Origin of the sequence: Haloterrigena gelatinilytica, from assembly GCF_013342145.1 — an archaeon.
Lineage (GTDB): Archaea > Halobacteriota > Halobacteria > Halobacteriales > Natrialbaceae > Haloterrigena > Haloterrigena gelatinilytica.
In genome coordinates, this window is the sequence record NZ_JABUQZ010000001.1 from 3,463,653 (window position 1) to 3,481,055 (window position 17,403).

Annotated in this window: 16 protein-coding genes and 1 pseudogene; 10 read left to right on the forward strand and 7 right to left on the reverse strand. The window is 66.8% G+C overall.

The annotated features are described in order from the left end of the window. Positions 1 to 58 precede the first annotated feature (58 nt). The 3 genes from HTZ84_RS17195 to HTZ84_RS17205 are packed head-to-tail and all read left to right on the forward strand — an operon-like array spanning position 59 to position 2,743. On the forward strand, positions 59 to 1,183 hold the full coding sequence (locus HTZ84_RS17195; RefSeq protein WP_174681797.1) for a DUF7282 domain-containing protein: 1,125 nt from the start codon (positions 59 to 61) through the stop codon (positions 1,181 to 1,183). A gap of 54 nt (positions 1,184 to 1,237) precedes the next feature. Then, complete coding sequence (locus HTZ84_RS17200) at positions 1,238 to 2,242, forward strand: AAA family ATPase (RefSeq protein WP_174681798.1); 1,005 nt, start codon at positions 1,238 to 1,240, stop codon at positions 2,240 to 2,242. A 48-nt stretch (positions 2,243 to 2,290) separates the two neighbouring features. Beyond that, on the forward strand, positions 2,291 to 2,743 hold the full coding sequence (locus HTZ84_RS17205) for an acyl-CoA thioesterase (RefSeq protein WP_174681799.1): 453 nt from the start codon (positions 2,291 to 2,293) through the stop codon (positions 2,741 to 2,743). A gap of 83 nt (positions 2,744 to 2,826) precedes the next feature. On the opposite strand, the gene HTZ84_RS17210 is transcribed toward HTZ84_RS17205, so the two are convergent. Next, the gene (locus tag HTZ84_RS17210; RefSeq protein ID WP_174681800.1) at positions 2,827 to 4,227 is read right to left on the reverse strand and encodes a hemolysin family protein; all 1,401 of its coding nucleotides are present in this window, start codon (positions 4,225 to 4,227) and stop codon (positions 2,827 to 2,829) included. Positions 4,228 to 4,338: 111 nt separating this feature from the next. Between HTZ84_RS17210 and HTZ84_RS17215 the strand changes: the two genes are divergently transcribed. From HTZ84_RS17215 to HTZ84_RS17230, 4 genes are all read left to right on the forward strand, one after another. Further along, a complete protein-coding gene (locus tag HTZ84_RS17215; protein ID WP_174681801.1) occupies positions 4,339 to 4,635 on the forward strand; it encodes a glutathione S-transferase N-terminal domain-containing protein in 297 nt (98 codons plus the stop codon). Beyond that, positions 4,635 to 5,147: a redoxin domain-containing protein gene (locus HTZ84_RS17220; protein WP_174681802.1), complete on the forward strand. Its 513-nt coding sequence runs from the start codon at positions 4,635 to 4,637 to the stop codon at positions 5,145 to 5,147. Before HTZ84_RS17215 ends, HTZ84_RS17220 begins: the two co-directional genes overlap by 1 nt. A gap of 93 nt (positions 5,148 to 5,240) precedes the next feature. Then, positions 5,241 to 5,849, forward strand: a complete 609-nt coding sequence (locus HTZ84_RS17225) for an L-threonylcarbamoyladenylate synthase (protein ID WP_174681803.1) — start codon at positions 5,241 to 5,243, stop codon at positions 5,847 to 5,849. A gap of 128 nt (positions 5,850 to 5,977) precedes the next feature. Continuing rightward, entirely contained in the window at positions 5,978 to 6,187 is a 210-nt protein-coding gene (locus HTZ84_RS17230) for a hypothetical protein (RefSeq protein WP_174681804.1), read from the forward strand. 188 nt (positions 6,188 to 6,375) lie between these two features. On the opposite strand, the gene HTZ84_RS17235 is transcribed toward HTZ84_RS17230, so the two are convergent. The 3 genes from HTZ84_RS17235 to HTZ84_RS17245 all read right to left on the reverse strand — a co-directional run bounded on the left by HTZ84_RS17235 (position 6,376) and on the right by HTZ84_RS17245 (position 8,382). Further along, positions 6,376 to 6,738 carry a hypothetical protein gene (locus HTZ84_RS17235; RefSeq protein WP_394353280.1) on the reverse strand — a complete coding sequence of 121 codons (363 nt, stop codon included), beginning with the start codon at positions 6,736 to 6,738 and terminating at the stop codon, positions 6,376 to 6,378. Between the two features lie 115 nt (positions 6,739 to 6,853). Next, positions 6,854 to 7,549 (reverse strand): CRISPR-associated protein Cas4, encoded by a 696-nt coding sequence (locus HTZ84_RS17240; RefSeq protein WP_174681805.1) that lies wholly within the window; start codon positions 7,547 to 7,549, stop codon positions 6,854 to 6,856. A gap of 242 nt (positions 7,550 to 7,791) precedes the next feature. Next, positions 7,792 to 8,382 carry a conditioned medium-induced protein 4 gene (locus HTZ84_RS17245; RefSeq protein ID WP_174681806.1) on the reverse strand — a complete coding sequence of 197 codons (591 nt, stop codon included), beginning with the start codon at positions 8,380 to 8,382 and terminating at the stop codon, positions 7,792 to 7,794. A 178-nt stretch (positions 8,383 to 8,560) separates the two neighbouring features. Here HTZ84_RS17245 and HTZ84_RS17250 point away from each other — a divergent pair. Then, positions 8,561 to 10,823: pseudogene (locus HTZ84_RS17250) on the forward strand ((Fe-S)-binding protein). Positions 10,824 to 11,006: 183 nt separating this feature from the next. On the opposite strand, the gene HTZ84_RS17255 reads toward HTZ84_RS17250, so the two are convergent. Beyond that, positions 11,007 to 11,747 carry a type 1 glutamine amidotransferase gene (locus HTZ84_RS17255; protein ID WP_174681807.1) on the reverse strand — a complete coding sequence of 247 codons (741 nt, stop codon included), beginning with the start codon at positions 11,745 to 11,747 and terminating at the stop codon, positions 11,007 to 11,009. A 138-nt stretch (positions 11,748 to 11,885) separates the two neighbouring features. Next, the gene (locus HTZ84_RS17260; RefSeq protein ID WP_309138879.1) at positions 11,886 to 13,151 is read right to left on the reverse strand and encodes a class I adenylate-forming enzyme family protein; all 1,266 of its coding nucleotides are present in this window, start codon (positions 13,149 to 13,151) and stop codon (positions 11,886 to 11,888) included. Positions 13,152 to 13,526: 375 nt separating this feature from the next. Between HTZ84_RS17260 and HTZ84_RS17265 the strand changes: the two genes are divergently transcribed. Further along, positions 13,527 to 14,240: a DUF2270 domain-containing protein gene (locus tag HTZ84_RS17265; protein WP_174681809.1), complete on the forward strand. Its 714-nt coding sequence runs from the start codon at positions 13,527 to 13,529 to the stop codon at positions 14,238 to 14,240. Between the two features lie 180 nt (positions 14,241 to 14,420). Continuing rightward, on the forward strand, positions 14,421 to 16,502 hold the full coding sequence (locus tag HTZ84_RS17270; RefSeq protein ID WP_174681810.1) for a cation:proton antiporter: 2,082 nt from the start codon (positions 14,421 to 14,423) through the stop codon (positions 16,500 to 16,502). 36 nt (positions 16,503 to 16,538) lie between these two features. Here HTZ84_RS17270 and HTZ84_RS17275 read toward each other — a convergent pair whose 3' ends face one another. Continuing rightward, the gene (locus HTZ84_RS17275) at positions 16,539 to 17,324 is read right to left on the reverse strand and encodes an alpha/beta fold hydrolase (RefSeq protein ID WP_174681811.1); all 786 of its coding nucleotides are present in this window, start codon (positions 17,322 to 17,324) and stop codon (positions 16,539 to 16,541) included. Positions 17,325 to 17,403 lie beyond the last annotated feature (79 nt).

Sequence of the window (17,403 nt, forward strand, 5' to 3'; positions counted from 1 at the left end):
AAACGGACTCGGTATTTTACGTCCGTCGAGCCCCTACGCACGGATGATACCACCCCCAATGAGTTCAGGACTGACGTTCGGTACGATCAAGCGGGTCGGCGCGATCCTGCTCGCGATCGCGATCGTACTCGCGGCGGGGCTCGTCATCTTCCAGGCCCCCGCGATATTCGGCGTCGAGGAGGACCCCCAGGCGTCGATCACGTTCGAAGACCAGCGCGGCGACGGCGAATCGGTCACCGTCGACGAGGTCAGCCTCTCGGAAGGCGGCTTCGTCGTCGTGACCGGCAGCGACGGCGAGACGCTCGCCGTCTCCGACTACCTCGAGGCGGGGTCCCACGAGAACGTGACTATCGAGCGCAACGAGGACGCCCAGGCCGAACTCGTCGGCCAGCTCACGGCGACGGTCCACCGCGACACCAACGACGACGAGAACTTCGGGTACGACGACAGCGACGGCGAAGCGGACCCGCCGTACCTCGAGGACGGCTACCCGGTCTCGGACACGGCGACGGTGACCGGCGACACCACCGACGCGCTCGACGACTCCTTTACGGTCGAGTCGCTCAGCGCGCCGGAGTCGGCGACGACCAACGAGACGATCGAGATCACCGCCGAGATAGCCAATCCGACCGATCTCGGCAGCCAGCAGAGCGTCGAACTGCGACTCGACGGGGACGTCCTCAAGCAACAGACGCTGGAACTGGGGGCCGGCGAGACCGGCGAGGTCTCCTTCGAGATCGAGACCGCCGGCCTCGCACCGGGCAACCGAACCATCGGCGTCTACACCGACGGCCACGGGGCGCTCGACGAGATCGAACTCACGTTCCACACGACGCCCGGAATCGAAATCGTCAACGGGAGCGACGACTCGGTCACGGCCGCGGTCGCGACCCCCGAAGAGGGCTTCGTCGCCGTCCAGGATGCGAACGGCACCGTCGTCGGGACCAGCGAGGTGCTTAGCCCCGGCGAACACGACAACGTCACCGTCGAATTCGACGAGAACGCGACCGTCGAGGACGACGAGGAACTGACCGCGTTCGTCGCGACGGGCGACCCGAGCGACCCCGAGAACGCGACGCCGGTCGAGGACGAGGGCGAGCGCATCGAGACGACGTTCACGCTCGCCGACGTCCCGGACGGGAGCGACGACGGTAACGAGAGCGACGCTGGCGGTAGCGAGTAGCAGGACGGCGACGGACCGACCGATTCTTACCCCGGCCGGCCCTACGGACGGGCGATGGACGCGCCGCTGTGGACCGACACCCACGCGCCCGAGCTGGCCGAGTTGCCCCAGGACGACGCCCGCGAGTACCTCCAGCGGGCCGTCGACGAGCCGATCAACCTCCTCCTGCAGGGCCCGCCCGGCAGCGGGAAGACGGCGGCGGCACGCGCGCTCGCTCGAGACGCGCACGCGGATCCGGACAACGACCTGATCGAGATCAACGTCGCCGACTTCTTCGGCCGGACGAAGACCGAGATCAAGAACGATCCCCGGTTCGCCCAGTTCCTCGTCGGTCGCTCCTCGATGTCCAAACGGGACATGATCAACCACGTCTTAAAGGAGTCGGCGAGCTACGCCTCGGTCTCCGGCGACTACAAGACGGTCCTGCTGGACAACGCCGAGGACGTCCGCGAGGACTTCCAGCAGGCGCTGCGCCGGATCATGGAGCAACACCACCGAACGACGCAGTTTATCATCGCCACCCGCCAGCCCACGAAGCTCATCCCGCCGATCCGATCGCGGTGTTTCCCCGTTCCCGTCCGCGCGCCGACGAGCGAGGAGACCGTCGCCGTCTTGGAGCGGATCGTCGAGGCGGAGGGCATCGAGTACGACGCGGACGGCCTCGAGTTCGTCGCCGGCTACGCGAACGGCAACCTCCGGCAGGCGATCCTGGCGGCCCAGACCACCGTCGAGGACGAGGGCGAACTCACGATGCAGGCGGCCTACGAGACCATCGGCGAGGTCGGCCTCGAGGACGAGATCGAGGGGATGTTAGACGACGCCGAGGCCGGCGACTTCACGGACGCCCGCAAGACCTTGGACGACCTGCTGGTCGACGAGGGGTTAGACGGCGGCGAGGTCCTCGATTCGATCCTCGGCGTCGCCCGCAAGCGATACCAGGGCGAGCGGCTGGCCCGCATCCACCAGTTGGCCGCCGACATCGAGTTCGAGATGCAGGAGGGCTCGAGCGACCGCATTCACGTCTCGCACCTGCTCGCCGAACTGGGACGAGACGCATAGTTGCCCGTTTCTGCAACCTTTTTTCGGGTCCCCCTCTGGAGTACCGCTATGCCCACCGTACTCGACACGTACATCAAGAACCGATACCGGGTGCAGCCGAACCACGCGAACAACAACGAGACGCTCCACGGCGGCAACCTCATGAAGTGGCTCGACGAGATCGGCGCGATGTCGGCGATGCGCTTCGCCGGCGAGACCTGCGTCACCGCCCGGGTGAACGAACTCGACTTCGAGCGCCCGATCGGGATCGGCGACACCGCGATGGTCGAGGCCTTCGTCTACGACGCGGGCCGTCGGAGCGTCCACGTCGGACTGCGCGCCTGGCGCGAGGAGCCCAGAACCGGCGAGACCGAGCGGACGACCGAGTCTTCCTTTACCTTCGTCGCGATCGACGAGGACGGGTCGCCGGTTCCGGTACCGGAGCTAACGGTCGACTCCGAACGGGGACGAGAACTCCGGGATCGAATGCTCGAGGCCGGCGAGGCTGCCGACGGCGACTGATACGGACTGCCGTACGTCAGTTCCGGCACATCCACTGGACGGAATCGTGGGGCGCCGGGAAATCGCTACAGCGGACCGTATGACTACTCCGTGGGGACCGACTCCTCGTCGGACTCCGCTTCGTCCGGCGGCTCCTCGGCGGGTTCCGGTTGCTGCTCGAGCTTCCGCAGTCTGGCCTTCAGGATGCGGGTGTTCTCGACGGTCTCGACGGTGATGCGGACGCCGTCGTAAGTGATCTCCTCGCCCTCCTCGACGAGTCGGCCCGCGCGATTGAAGATGAAGCCGGCGATGGTCTCGAACTCCTGGCCCTCGGGGAGGTCGATCGTCAGGGCCTCGTTGACGTCCTCGATGTTGACCTCGCCGCGGACGATGACGGTGCGGTCGTCGAGCTGTTCGATCGGTTCGTCCTCGCCGGATTTCAAGATCTCACCGACGATCTCCTCGATCATGTCCTCGACGGTGACCAGCCCCTCGGTGGTGCCGAACTCGTCGATGACGATCGCCATGTGCATCCGGTTTTCCCGCATCTCGGTCAGCAGTTCGTCGACGTTCTTCGACTCGGGGACGTGCAGCGTCGGCTGGATGAGATCCTCGAGCTCGAGGTCGTCGGCCTCGGTCTCGCCGTAGTTGAGATCGCGGACGAGGTCGCGAATGTGGACGACGCCGAGGACGTTGTCGAGGCTCCCCTCGTAGACCGGCACGCGGGCGTGGCCGCTCTGGATACAGGTCTCGATGGCCTCGTCGATGCCGGCGTCCTTGGGGACCGCGGTCATGTCGAGGCGAGGCGTCATGACCTCCTTGACGATGGTGTTGTTGAAGCGGAAGATCCGCTGGAGCATCTCGTGTTCCTCCTCCTCTAAGACGCCCTCACGCTCGCCGGACTCGATCATCTCCTGGATCTCGTCGCGGGTGACGTAGGGCGACTCGATCGCCCCGGTCGAGCCGATGAGCCTGTTGACCTGCCGAGTGAGGTAGTCGAAGAGGACGATCAGCGGAAACAGGAAGTACTCCGTCGCCTTCAGCGGTCTGGCGATTCGGACCGACCACGTGTCGGCGTTCTCGACGGCGTAGGACTTGGGCACGCTCTCGCCGAACAGGAGGACGAGCGCGGTGATCCCGAACGTCGCCAGCAACACGCCGACCAGGCCGCCGAAATGCAGCGAGAGGATCGCGGTCGCGATCGAGGACATCGCGATGTTGACGATGTTGTTGCCGACGAGGATCGTCACGAGGAGCCGATGGGGGTCGTTCTTGAGGGACTTGACCAGTTTCGCGCCCGGAACGCCGTCCTCGACCATCCCCTCGAGGCGGTGTTTCGGCAGGTTGAACATCGCGATCTCCGAGGAGGAGAAGAACGCAGAGAGCGCGATAAGCAGGAGCACAGCGACGCTGCCGAGAATTGTTACCATCGACTCGTCGAGTTCGAGACCCACGACTGGCACCTCGTAGGCGGCGGCGACCGCGGACAGCAGAGACAACGCCATTGATGTGGAGGCTTGTAGCCGGATCGGTTAACCGTTTACCATCTCGGCAGGTAGCGGGTCCATCTCGCCGCCGACGACACGTTTACCCGCTCGTTTCCCCAACGAATGGGTATGGAAACGTCCGCCAGCGCAGCGAGCGACGCGCCGATCACGTTCTACCGGCTACAGGCGTGTCCGTACTGCGAACGCGTCGCTCGGCTGCTCAACGAGTACGATCTGGAGTACCGGTCGCGGTTCGTCGAACCGATGCACTCGCAGCGCGACGTCGTCAAGCGGGTCGCCGGCGTCCGCACCGTCCCCGTCGTCGTCGACGAGAACACCGGCGTCACGATGGCCGAGAGCGCCAACATCGTCGACTACCTCGAGTCGACCTACGGCGAGGGCCAGACGGCAGGGGGTGACGACTGATGCCGGACTTCGAGGTCACCGACCTCGGTCCCGCCGATCACCTCGAGGCGGGCGAGGAGGTCCCCGACGTCACGCGGCCGCTGGTCACCGACGAGTTCTGGGAGGACCGCAGCCTCTCCGACGTCGTCGCCGACGAGGGCCGGACGATCCTCGTCTGCACGCCGATGATCGGCTCCTTCGCCGCGAAGTACATCTACGACGAACTCGACGAGCGGGGCTGGTTCGACCGCGCCGACCGAATCGTCGGCCTCACGGCGTCGACGCCGTACGCGGTCTCCTCGTTCCTCGACGACAACGAGTTGCCGTTCGCGATCTTCGCCGACCCGGCCAACGACGTCGCCGAGTCGCTAGGTATCGCCCACGATCTCGACGGGATGGCAGGGATCAGCGAACCGCGGGTCGCCGTCTTCGGGCTCGAGCCGGACCTGACGATCGACAGCGCCTGGGTGTCGACCGAGTGGCCCGAGTTCCCGCCGTACGACGAGCTCGAGTCCGAACTGGGCCTCGAGTAGCGCGGCTCGCAGACCGGGTACCGTCTCCGCTCTGCGGGGTCGAGCGGGCGGCGTGACGCTACGTTTTTGTCGCTGACGCGGCGAGAGACGGGTATGAACGACGACGCCCTCGAGCGCGCCGCGCGGGCGATCCGCGCGGGCGAACTGGTGGTGTATCCGACCGAGACGGTCTACGGGCTCGGCGCCGACGGACTCGACGCCGGCGCCGTCGAACGCGTCTTCGAGGCCAAGGGACGGGATCGGTCGAAACCGGTCTCCGTCGCCGTGCCGACGTTCGAGACGGCCCTCGAGGAGGACTACGTCCGCGCGAGCGACCGCGAACGCGCGTTCGCCGACGAATTCCTTCCGGGTCCCGTGACGCTGCTCTGCGAGCGCACCGAGGCCCTCCCGGACGTCCTCACGGCCGGTCGCGAACGAGTCGGTGTCCGGGTGCCCGACTGCGAACCGGCGCTCGCGTTCCTCGAGCGCGCCGAGCGACCGGTCACCGCCACGAGCGCCAACGTCAGCGGGGAGCCGAGCGCCCGGCGAGTCGAGGATATCGGCCAACAGGTGCTCGACGAGGCGGTGGTCCTCGAGGCCGACGACCTGTACGAATCGATCGACGAGACGGTCCCGAGCACCGTCGTCGACATCGAGGCCGACACGATCCACCGCCGCGGGGCGCTGGCCGACGAGGTCGAGGCGTGGCTCGAGGCGAACTGACGGGCGACTCGAGTCCGGCGATCAGCCGTCCGATACCGCCGCGCTGAGCGCCGCGGACCTATCTCTCCCGAGTTCGTCGGGAGAAATTATATGTGCGACGGGATGTGATATCGGTGACACGTGGTAGTATGAACGGTCGTGTGAGATCCGGCGACTCGCTGTTCCGAACGCGGCCGGTGCTGTGGTTCCTTCTCGCCGTGACCGTCCCCGCACTCGGTTACGTCGCGAGTCGACTCTCGATCAGCGGCGAATCGCTCGCGAGCGCGGCACCCCTCGGCGTCGTCTTCGGCGTGGTCTTCGCCGCCGTGGCCGCGCTCGCGAAGCACGTTCTGGAGTGAGGACGGTCCGACCGCCTCGTCGGACGACCTTTCGTGGCGCTTCGACGGCGCGACGTCGCGACGGGACTGCGACTGCCGTTCCGGGGACTCCGGACGACACCGTCAGGTGCCGGTCGAGACCGAAGCGTCGCTCGAGGGCTAACGGTATCGGATTCGAAGCGAATCGGAGAAACGGGAGCCCGCGAAATTCAGTCGGCCGCTTGCTCGGCGTCGGTCGTCGGGGACGGTCCGGAACCGAGCATGTCAGCGACGGATTCGCGGGCGCGGCCGGGCAGCGACGCGACGAACCGAGCGATCGTCTGCGGTCCGCTCACGGGCCCGGGAGAGCGATAGCAGGCGATGAGCGACCACATGGTCGCGACGCCGAGCGCTCCGGCCGCCGAGAAGGTCATTCCCATCGTCGCGTAGGTGAACGAGTAGACGGCCCCGACCGTCATCGAGGGGACGCTCGAGCCGAGCGGAACCTGGGCGGTGGGATCTCGCACCGTCGGTGCGAGGAAGGTGATCGAAAGGACGCTGCCGGCGAGGAAGACGAAATCTTGCCACATCATCGTGTAATCGACTACTCGGTCACGAGTAAAAGTCTCTCGGTATCACTCCCACTGGATCGATTATACGTCCGATTTCGTGACTTACAAGCCTCGATACCCGATATCTGTATTTCCATCATTCCGAAGCGAATCCGGGTAACAGCGAGCGCAGGGTTCGGGTCCGGACGCCACACTGGGCGGCGAACTCACAGGACTCGCACTTCGATCGGTTCGTCGTGCGGGCCGGCGGGCCGTCGAGGTCCCACACCGTCCGGAGCGCGCGTCGGTAGCGGGCCTTGCGCCGCGTCGTCAACTCGAGGGAGCGAACGACGCCGTGGGCGGGGTACTCGACCCACGCGCGATCGATTTCTCGTTCGTGCTCCCAGGCCAGCGCCTTCGCGGCCGCGACGGCGTGGACCGACTGGGATTCCCAGACTCCCCGTTCGGGCGGCGTCCCGGCCGAAATCAGGACCGGCTCGAGCGGCGCGTCGAGCACCTTGTGGACGACGCCGTGACAGTCCTTCCCGGCGGCGTAGACGTTCCGTTCGCTCGGGTCGCGCAACCGATCCCAGTGGCCGGCCGCGGCGAGACGGTCGCGAGTCGCACCGAGGCGCTCGCGATACTGCACGGGTTCGACGGCGATCGGTTCGGCCGCGAGCGTCCCCGCCGGCGCCTCGAGCAGGGCCTCGTACCGCCGCTCGAGGTCCCGAATTCGCTCGACCGACGACGACGGCTCGCGATCGGCGTCGTCGTCCGTCCGCTGGTAGTAGCACTTCCGAGCGCAGTAGGCGGCCGTCCGCAGGTCGCTGAAGGGAACGAGGGCTCGAGACACGGATCGTCTGGCCGCCCGTTCTCATAAAAAGTCTCGTACAGAGCAGGTGGCGATACCGTCTCGAGTCGGGCGCGAACAGTCGTCCCGAGTAGGGACGGTGCGATTATCTCGGCTGCGAGTACAGCGGCCTACTGTGTGGAAGCACGAGCAGTAGTACCGAGCGCGCCGTCGGCGCGCTCGGCGATCAGCTGGCGGTCCGCGGCCTACGGCCGCACTCGAACCCCGCCAAAAAACTTCGGTCGTTAGAACTCCACGTCCGTCTCCATCCCTTCGGTGGCGTCCTCGAGGCCGTCCTCGCGGACGTCGGTGGTCATGCGTTCCGAGAGTTCGGCGTCGGCGAGGATGCTGTCGAACTCGTCGCGGTAGCGGTCGTTGGCGGCGCGGGATTCGTCCTCGGCGGCGGCGACGCGGCGGTAGCGGCGGATCTGGGGCTCGCTGACGTCGTACTCGTCGGCGAGCGCGGCGTCGTCTTCCTCCCGGTCGCGGATCGCCGCGAGGTCGACCTCGTCGGCGTCGTCCTCGTCCACGAGGTGCAGCGACATGCGGGCCTCGAAGACCGTCTCCTCGTCGACGTCGAGGTCGGCGGCGATGGCGGCGTCGTCCTCGCCGTCGTAGAAGCCCCGCGCGACCGCGATGAGCTCGTCGTCCGTCAGCGGCGTCTCGAACGCGTAGCGCTCGCGCATCTGCTGGACGACGCTCTCGAGGCGCTCTTCGTCCGATCGGTCGTCGCGCTCGAGCGAGCCCCGGGAGTTCTCCTGGGATTCGGTGACGGTTTCCTCGCCGTCGGTGACGTCGGTGAAGATCTCGCGGAGTTCCTCGGTTTTGTCGTTCATGGGTGGACACTCCCGACGGGCGGCTATTTAAGCCTGTTGCCAGATAGCGTTGGGCCGATATTAGACATCGTAAACGATTATAAACTGGCAATAAGAGGAAAATTTCCGCAAGACGGCATCGGGGTGGTGTTTGCGAGGGGTGACAAGAATTAAGTCACAGCCTCCCACGTCATTGTACATGAACACCATAGCACAGTCGGAGGTGAGCAGGGAGACCTACCTGGGAATCGGCGGCGTGGAATACGTGCTGTTCTATTTCCTGGTCGCGGTGACCCTCGCCGTCTTCGCCTACGGCGTCTACCGACGGTTCAGTCGGTACACCGAGGGCGACGACGATCCGTTCGCTCGGCTCGACGAACTGCCGGGTCGAATCGTCAGCGCGGCGAAAATCGTCATCACGAACGAGAAACAGTTCAACAGGGATCTCTACGGCGGCCTGATGCACTCGTTTATCCTCTGGGGATTCCTGACGCTGTTGATCGCGACGCTGATCATCGGCTTCGAGCAGTACACGACGGAGCTGTTGTTCGGCATCGTGTTCTGGGAGGGCGACTTCTATCTCACCTACCAGTTCATCGTCGACGCGATGGGCCTGCTGTTCGTCGTCGGGATCGGAATGGCCCTCTACCGGCGCTACTGGGTCCAGAATCACCGCCTCTGGGGTCGCCACACCTCCAACGAGGACGACGTCTTCATCTGGACGCTGTTCGGTCTCGGCGTCGGCGGTTTCCTCCTCGAGGGCTTTCGCATCTACATCAGCGGCATGCCGAGCCACGAGGTCGTCAGCTTCGTCGGCTACGGCCTGGCGATGGCCTTCGACGCGATCGGCCTGCCGACGACCGGAACGGTCCTGGAGGGCGGCGCGCTCAATCCCGACTACGCCGCGGTCGAACAACTCGGCTTCAACGCCGAGACGCTCCATTGGCTGACGTGGTGGTCGCACTCGCTGCTGGCGCTCTTCTTCATCGCGTGGATCCCCACGCCGGGAAGCCGTTCCACATGCTCTCGTCGTTCGCGAACGTCGTCACGCGCGACGAGAAGGCCGGTCGGCGCCTCCCCAACGTCCCGTCGGATCTGGACGCGACGAACGCCGAGTCCATCGACGACTTCACCTGGAAGGAGATCCTCGATCAGGACGCCTGTACCAAGTGCGGGCGCTGTTCGTCTGTCTGTCCCGCGAAGGCCTCCAGCCGTCCGCTCGACCCGCGAGACGTCATCCTCGACCTCCGCAAGTATCGCGAGGAGCTCGAGGCCGACGGCGAGGAGAAGCCGATCATCGCCGACGGGGGTGCCGCGAGCGCAGCGAGGGGCACGTCGTCGGACGGACCGTCCGACGGAAGTACGAGCGTGATCAACACGGAGACCATGGAGTCCTGCATGGCCTGTATGGCCTGTATGGACGCCTGTCCCGTCGAGATCGAGCACCTCCAGTCCTTCACCCGACTCAACCGGCAGATGACCGATCAGGGCGACGTCGCCCCCAGCATGCAGGACGTCTTCCAGAACGTCATGCAGAACGGCAACACCTTCGGCGACTCGCCGCGCAATCGCGGTGACTGGAGCGACGACCTCGAGTTCGACGTGCCGGACGCTCGCGAGGAGAAAGTCGACTACCTCTGGTACGTCGGCGACTTCCCGAGTTACGACGAGCGCAACAAGCAGGTCGCTCGCTCGCTGGCGACGATCCTGCAGGAAGCCGACGTCAGCTTCGGCATCCTCTTCGACGACGAGAAGTACGACGGCAACGACATCCGTCGAGTCGGCGAGGAACTGTTTACGTCGAACTCGCCGGCCACCACGTCGAAACGTGGGAGGACTGCGAGTTCGACAACATCGTCTGTACGGACCCCCACTCCTACAACACGTTCGAGAACGAGTATCCGGAGCTCAACTTCGACGAGTTCGCCGACGACCCGATGATGCCCTTCGAGTACGACGAGCAGTGGAACGAAGACGGCGAGATCGAGGTCTACCACTGGACCCAGGCCGTCGAAGAACTGGTCAACGAGGGCAAGCTCGACCTCAATGGCACCGAGCTCGACTACACGGTCACCTACCACGATCCGTGCCATCTCGGCCGGTACAACGACGAGTACGAGGCCCCGCGGGAACTCATCCGCCACGGGCTGCGAACTCGACGAGATGCCCCGTAACCGCGACAACTCCTTCTGTTGTGGCGGGGCGGCGGCGGCCTCTGGATGGACTTCGAAGAGGAACCGAAGCCGAGCGAAGAGCGCATCCGCGAAGCCCTCGAGGACACGGACGCCGGAAGCGGCGTCGAGAAGTTCGTCGTCGCCTGCCCGATGTGCATGACGATGTACGAGGACGGTCGCAAGACCGGCGGCTACGAGGACGAGATCGAGATCGTCGACGTCGCCGAACTCATCGTCGAAGCCATCGGCGCCGAAGACGAAGCGGACCTCGAAATCGCGGCGGACTGATCGAGCGCCCGCCGGTTCCGATTCGATACTCCGCCCGTCGTAATCGCGTCCGACCGCTTTTTCCCGCCGCTCGAGCGTCGATCCGATAGTGCTTCGAGGCGCGTACGCGTCGCTCAGCGTCGAGCTATCGGGGAGTTAGTCGAAAACGCTGCGTCCGTCGAACCGATCCGTCGAAACGAGCGCTCAGTCGGAGCGACCGACCGTCGCCGTCGCGTCCTCGCACTCGGCTGCAACGGCGACGTTCTCGGTTCGCACCTCGCGGACGAACTCGAGGAAGTTGTCGAACACTAACTTGGCCTCGCAGGCCGCTTGGTAGTTCTCTTCGGTGATCTCTTCGAGGACCGACTGCCGGCGGTCGTCGGAGAGATCCTTGCGGTGGACGAGTTCGCGGGCGGTCTTGGCGTCGTACTCGGGGTGGAACTGGACGCCGAAGACCCGGTCCTTGCGGAAGCCGTGGTTGGAGTAGTGATTCTCGGCGAGGGGCTCGGCGCCGGGCGGCAGTTCCGAGACCTCGTCGGAGTGGCTGGTGAAAGCGGTGAACTCCCTGCTGATGTCGTCGAACAGCCGCGATTCGCCGTAGTGTTCGATCTCGCTGTAGCCGACCTCGTAGGCGCCCATGTCCTCGACGGTGCCGCCGAGGACGTCCGCCAGCAGCTGGTGGCCCCAACAGACGCCGAGGAACGGCATCCCGCGGTCGATCGCGTCGCCGACCCACTCCTTGATCGGCCGCATCCACTCGTCGTCCCAGTACACTGACGCTCGCGAGCCCGTGACGACGGCGCCGTCGTAGTCGAACCCGTCCGGAACCTCGCCCTCGGTGGCGTCGAACTCCGCGAGCGATGCGTCGAGTTCGCGTCGGAAGTTCCGCGTCGTGTTCTCGTCCCGGTGAGCCGCGTTCAGGACGGCAATACGAAGCTGATCCATCGTCCCGTATTGGCGACTCAGGGAAGATATGCCTTCTGTCCCAGACCGGGGTTGCCGCAACCGCGGACGGCTAGCGGGCTTCCCGAGCGGAGGCGGGCCTGTCAGGCACCGGTTACGAACGGCGGGAACGAGGCGAGGTCACTGCGGTCGATAGGTGCCGTTCTCGTCGCGTTGGTACCGGTCGCCCGTCTCGAACCAGCCGTCGGCGAACCGGCCGCGGTCGTCGGACTCGTCGTAGTCGTCGCGTTGCTCCTCGGCCGGGGCGTACCAGTTCTCGTCGTCGGTTCCGGCAGCGCTTACGTAGCCGTCGGCCACGACCGGCCCGGACAGCTCGAGTCGGCCCTCGGCCGCCCCCTCGAGGACGGTCCCCGACTCGTCGACCAGTCGCGCGCGACAGTCCGGCACGGGCGTGCCGACGTCGTCCGCAACGGTCGAGGTGTCGCCGGGATCGGCGGCTGCAGCGCCAGCGAACGACTGGGAGAACGCCGTCGGGCACTCGAGCCGACCCGCCGCGCGCGCGATCGGAATCTCCTGCTCGCGGTAGGCCTCGAGCGTGTCGTCGTCCAGCGCTCCCTCGACGATCACGCGCTCGAGCGAGTCGACCGCGTCGTCGAACCCCGACTCGGCGGCGAGGTCTCGAATCGCCGTCTCGCGGCCCGCCAGCAGCGTCGCCTCCTCCTCGGCGATCGCGGTCAGGGTGTCGCCGGGATCGAACGCCCGGTCGAGCAGCAGGGTCCCGCCGACGTACAGCGTCGACAGCGCGACGCGGACGAGCCCGTCGGGACTCGAGAGCGGCGGCGTCACCGGGACGACATCGGCGCTCGAGAGCCCCCACGCGACGAGCGCCGAGATGCAGTTCCACTCGAGCGCGGACGCCGAGTAGCCGGCGATCGGTCGACCGTCAGCGCCGTGAAGGAGCAAGAGCGGAGCGTCGACGTCGGACTCGCGGTCGCGTTCGTCCGGAGCGGGGACGGCGTCTCGGTCGGCCTCGGCGAGTTCCTCGAGGGTTACCGACCGATCGAACGGAACCGAGCGCACGAGGTCGCGCTGGGCCGCCTCGGAGACGACTAGATCGGGTTCGAGTAGGTCGAACGGCCGCTCGACGGACGCGGGCGTCAGCCAGTGAGAGACCGGGAAGACGGTGGCACCGAGGCGCCGACAGGCGAACAGGACGGCGAGCGACGCGACGCGATTGCGCGTGAGGAGACAGACGACATCGCCGGCGTCGATCCCCAGCGCGGAGAGGTGTTCGGCCGTCCGCGTCGCCATCGCCGAGAGTTCGCCGTAGGAGACGCGGTTCTCGTGGATCGTCTCCGCGGGGGCGTACAGCCGCTCTTCGGAGACGTCGACGACCGCCGTCCGTTCCGGGAACCGTTCGGCCCGCCGCGCCAGCGAGAGTGTCACGAACGGAACTGCCACCCTGGTCCCCGTAGTAGCTGGGGGGTCAATCGCAAGCACTCGAGCATTCGAGACAATCCCTCGTCCGTTCGCTCGCGCCTCGTCGCTCGTCTCGCACGTACAGCCGCTCTTCGGAGACGTCGACGACCGCCGTCCGTTCCGGAACCGTTCGGCCCGCCGCGCCAGCAGAGTGTCACGAACGGAACTGCCACCCTGGTCCCCGTAGTAGCTGGGGGGTCAATCGCAAGCACTCGAGCATTCGAGACAATCCCTCGTCCGTTCGCTCGCGCCTCGTCGCTCGTCTCGCAGCCGACCGAACCGCGCGAAGATACCACGTGTGTAGGCGCGTTCGTTATCTCGCTATCCGCAGTAGCAACCGCGATGAGCCGGGGAGATCCCGATTTCGATCCCGAAGCACCCGAAGAGAGCGAGATCGGGCGCGAAATGGTCGACCAGAGCACCGGTCTCGGATCGGTGGCCGCCCACCTCTATCGCGGGGAGGTCGAACGCGTCACCACGTGGCGCGGGCGCCTCGACGAGACGACGAACTGGGCGGTCACCGTCATGGCCGCCATCCTCGTCTACGCGTTCTCGAGCGACGGGACTTCGCACGCCATTCTGCTCGTCGGGATGCTCGTCATGGTCGTCTTCCTCGGGATCGAGGCGCGACGCTACCAGAGCTACGACGTGTGGCGCTCGCGTGCGCGATTACTACAGGAGAATCTCTTCGCGAACGCGCTCGATCCGTCTGTCGGCGTCGAACGGCCCCGATGGCGGGCGGAATTGAGCGAGGACTACCGCAATCCGTCGATCAAGATGCCGTACTCCGAAGCGCTCGGACGGCGGCTCCGGCGGGTGTACATCCCGTTACTAACGATCATGCTCGCCAGTTGGCTCTTCCGGATCGCGGCGTACCACCCCGGCCAGACGTGGCGACAGGCCGCGGCGCTGCCCGGAATACCGGGTCCGGTCGTGGTCGGCGTCGTCGTCCTGTGTGTCGGTCTCGCGACCGGACTCGCCATCTGGCCGCGGGAACGACGCGCCAAGGGCGAGGTCTCCGAGCGGAACTACGGCGAGTGGAAAGAGCGACAATGAGGAGATCGCTCGCCGACCGGAGGGGCGCGAGCGACGCCGACCACCGGCGACAACCGCGCTCGGCCAGCGCTACCCGAATCGAGTGAATCGCCTCGAGGTCAAGCGCCGAGGAATTCTCCTGGAGTTCCCGATAAAAGCAGCACAACAAAGCGGCCGCTGCACGTTCAGGAATCTAGATACATGCAGTCCGCGTGGTCGGCCGCGCCGTCGGTAGTCGCAGTCGCGATTCCGGACCTCCCGCTCGAGGAACCGGTCCTCGTGTTCACTCTAGCGCTGGCGATCTTCCTGGTCGGACCGCTGCTCGTCCGGCGACTCGGCCAGCCGGGAATCGTCGGCATCGTCCTGTTCGGAGCGCTCCTGGGCCCCGGCGGGACGGGACTGATCGCGCACAGCGACGCGATCGTCCTGCTCGGGGAAGTCGGGTTGATCTATCTCCTCTTTACGGTCGGACTCGAGCTCGATCTCCGGCAGTTCGCGGAGGATCCAGGCAGTGCGGCGCTGTTCGGACTCGTGAGCTTCGGGCTCCCGTTCGTCGTCGGGACGGCCGCCGTCATCGTTCTACTCGATCTCTCTCTACTCGCCGGACTGCTGCTGGCGGCCGTCTTCGCCTCGCACACGCTGTTGGCGTATCCGATCGTCAACCAGTACGACATCACGGGGAACCGGGCGGTGACGGCCGTCTTCGGCGGGATCCTGTTTACGGACACGCTCGCCCTGTTCGTCCTCGCGCTGGTCCGGAGCGCGGCCGAGACGGGACTCACCGCCGGCGTCGTCGTCGGGAAGGTCCTCGCGCTGGTCGCCCTGCTGGCCGGGGTCTGGGTCGTCGTCCCGCCGATCGCGCGTCGGTTCCTTCAAAACTTCAGCGAGGAGAGCTATTTCGAGTTCCTCTTCGTCGCCGTCGTCTTCTTCGGGGCGGCCAGCGTCGCGACGCTGCTCGACGTCGCGCCGATCCTCGGCGCGTTCGTCGCCGGGCTCGCGCTCAACCGGTTGATTCCCGAGGGCGGTACGCTGCTCTCCCGGATCGAGTTCGCGGGCAACGCCTTCTTCGTCCCCTTCTTCCTGCTGCACGTCGGCATGCTCGTCGACGCCACGGTGATCTTCCAGGGCCGGCGGACGCTCGAGGTGGCGGCGGTGATCGTCGGCGTCATGGTCGCCCTGAAGTGGGCCGCGGCGTGGCTCGTCGCCCGCGTGAAGGGGTACACCGCCGACGAACGGGACGTCATGTTCGGGCTCTCGATCGGCCAGGCCGCGGCGGCGCTGGCGATCACGCTGATCGGCTACGACGTCGGATTGTTCGACGCCGCAATCCTCAACGCGGTGGTGCTCATGCTGCTCGTGACCGCCGTCGCCAGCCCGTGGCTGACCAAACGCGCCGGCCAGCGGCTCGCGCTGGCCGACGACGTCGAGCCGGGCGATGACGCGCCCGCGGACCCGCGTATCCTGCTGCCGATTTCCCACGCCGCCGACCGCCAACGGCACCTGCTCGAGCTGGCCCTGCTGCTCAAGGACGACGAGCGCGAGGAGCCGATCCACACGCTGACGGTCGTCCGGCCCGATCGGAGCGGCGATCCCGACCGCGCGGTCGACGAGGCCTACACCGACCTCGAGGAGCTCACCGCGGCCGGGAGCGAGGCCGAGGTCCCCGTCGCTCCGGAGATCCGCGTCGACCACAACCCCGCCTCCGGGATCGTCCGCGGCGCCGTCGAGGTGCAGGCGGACCTGCTCCTGCTGGGCTGGGACGCCCAGCGATCGCTCGGCCAGCGACTGTTCGGGAGCGTCATCGATCAGGTGTTAGATCGGACGACCGACCCGGTGGTGGTCGCTCGACTCGGCCATCCGGTCAACACGACCGACCGGCTCTTCGTCGTCCTGCCCGAGGGGATCGACCACCACGAGGGGTTCTTCGAGAGCGTCGCCCTGCTCAAGCGGCTCGCGGACCGGCTCGGCGCGCCGCTGACGGTCCTCGCGGTCGGGGGGTCGGCCCACCAGTACGAGCGGCTCTTCGACCTGGTCGAGCCGGAACTGGACGCCGAGTTCCGCGACCTGAACTCGTGGCGGGCGCTACACTCGACCCTCGAGGACGAGGCGACGGCGAACGATCTGGTCAGCGTGATCTCCTCGCGACCGGGCAGCGTCGGCTGGCACGATCAGCTCCGGGAGCTGCCCTACCGACTGGCGGCGCTTCCGCCGGAGTCGTTCGTTCTGCTTCATCCGCGGGAAGACGATCCGGAGTACGATCGGCAGTTCCTGCGGTTCAAGTGAGCGCCGGCGGCCGTTCGATCCCGAATCGGTCGCGTCCTATTCGTCGTCGGTGTGGGCCTCGAGGAATCCGAGCAACCGATCGTTGACCGTCCGCGAGCGCTCGATAAACGCCAGGTGGCCGGCGTCCTCGAGGGCGGCGAACTCACCGCGGGGCAATCCGTCCGCCAGCGCCCGGCCGGCCGACGGCGACACCAGTTCGTCCGCGTCGCCGTGGATCACCTGCGTCGGCTGGGTCACCTCGACGAGCCACTCGGTCGCGTCGAATCCCTCGAGAGCCGCAATCTGCGCCTCCCAGCCCGCTCGATTAGCGTCTCCGTCGGCCCGCCAGTCGACGATTCCCTCGCACACGTCGGCGGGCTGGCTCTCGAGGAACTCGGCTGAGAGGCCCGCCTCGAGCGAGTCGGCGAGCGCGTCGCGGTCGTCCGGCGGCGCGAACAGCGGCTCGAGGTCGAACTGCGCTCCTCGGGGCGCGGTGCCAAACAGCGTCAGCGTCGCGACGCGACTCGAGGTCCGGGCGGCCTCGAGGGCGACGGCCCCGCCGAGCCCGCAGCCGACGAGGTGGGCATTGGGAATCTCGCAGGCCGAGAGGACGGCCTCGAGGTCGGCGGCGAGCGTCTCGAGGGCGTAGGGCCCGTCGGGCGCGTCCGAGCGGCCGGTGCCCCGGAGGTCCCAGACGACGGCCTCGTACGGGCCGGCGACGGCGGCGTGTTGCCAGCCCCAGCACCAGCCGCCGAGGCCGGCTTCGGGGACGAAGACCACTGGGTCGCCCTCGCCGGCGCGGTCGTAGTACAGCGAGGTGTTCCCGTTCGTTGCGGTGGGCATACGGAACGTGTGGCAGCCGAGAAAGGCGACGGTTTCGATTCCGTGCGGTCCTCAGCGATGGCAGCCGGTACTATCCGCA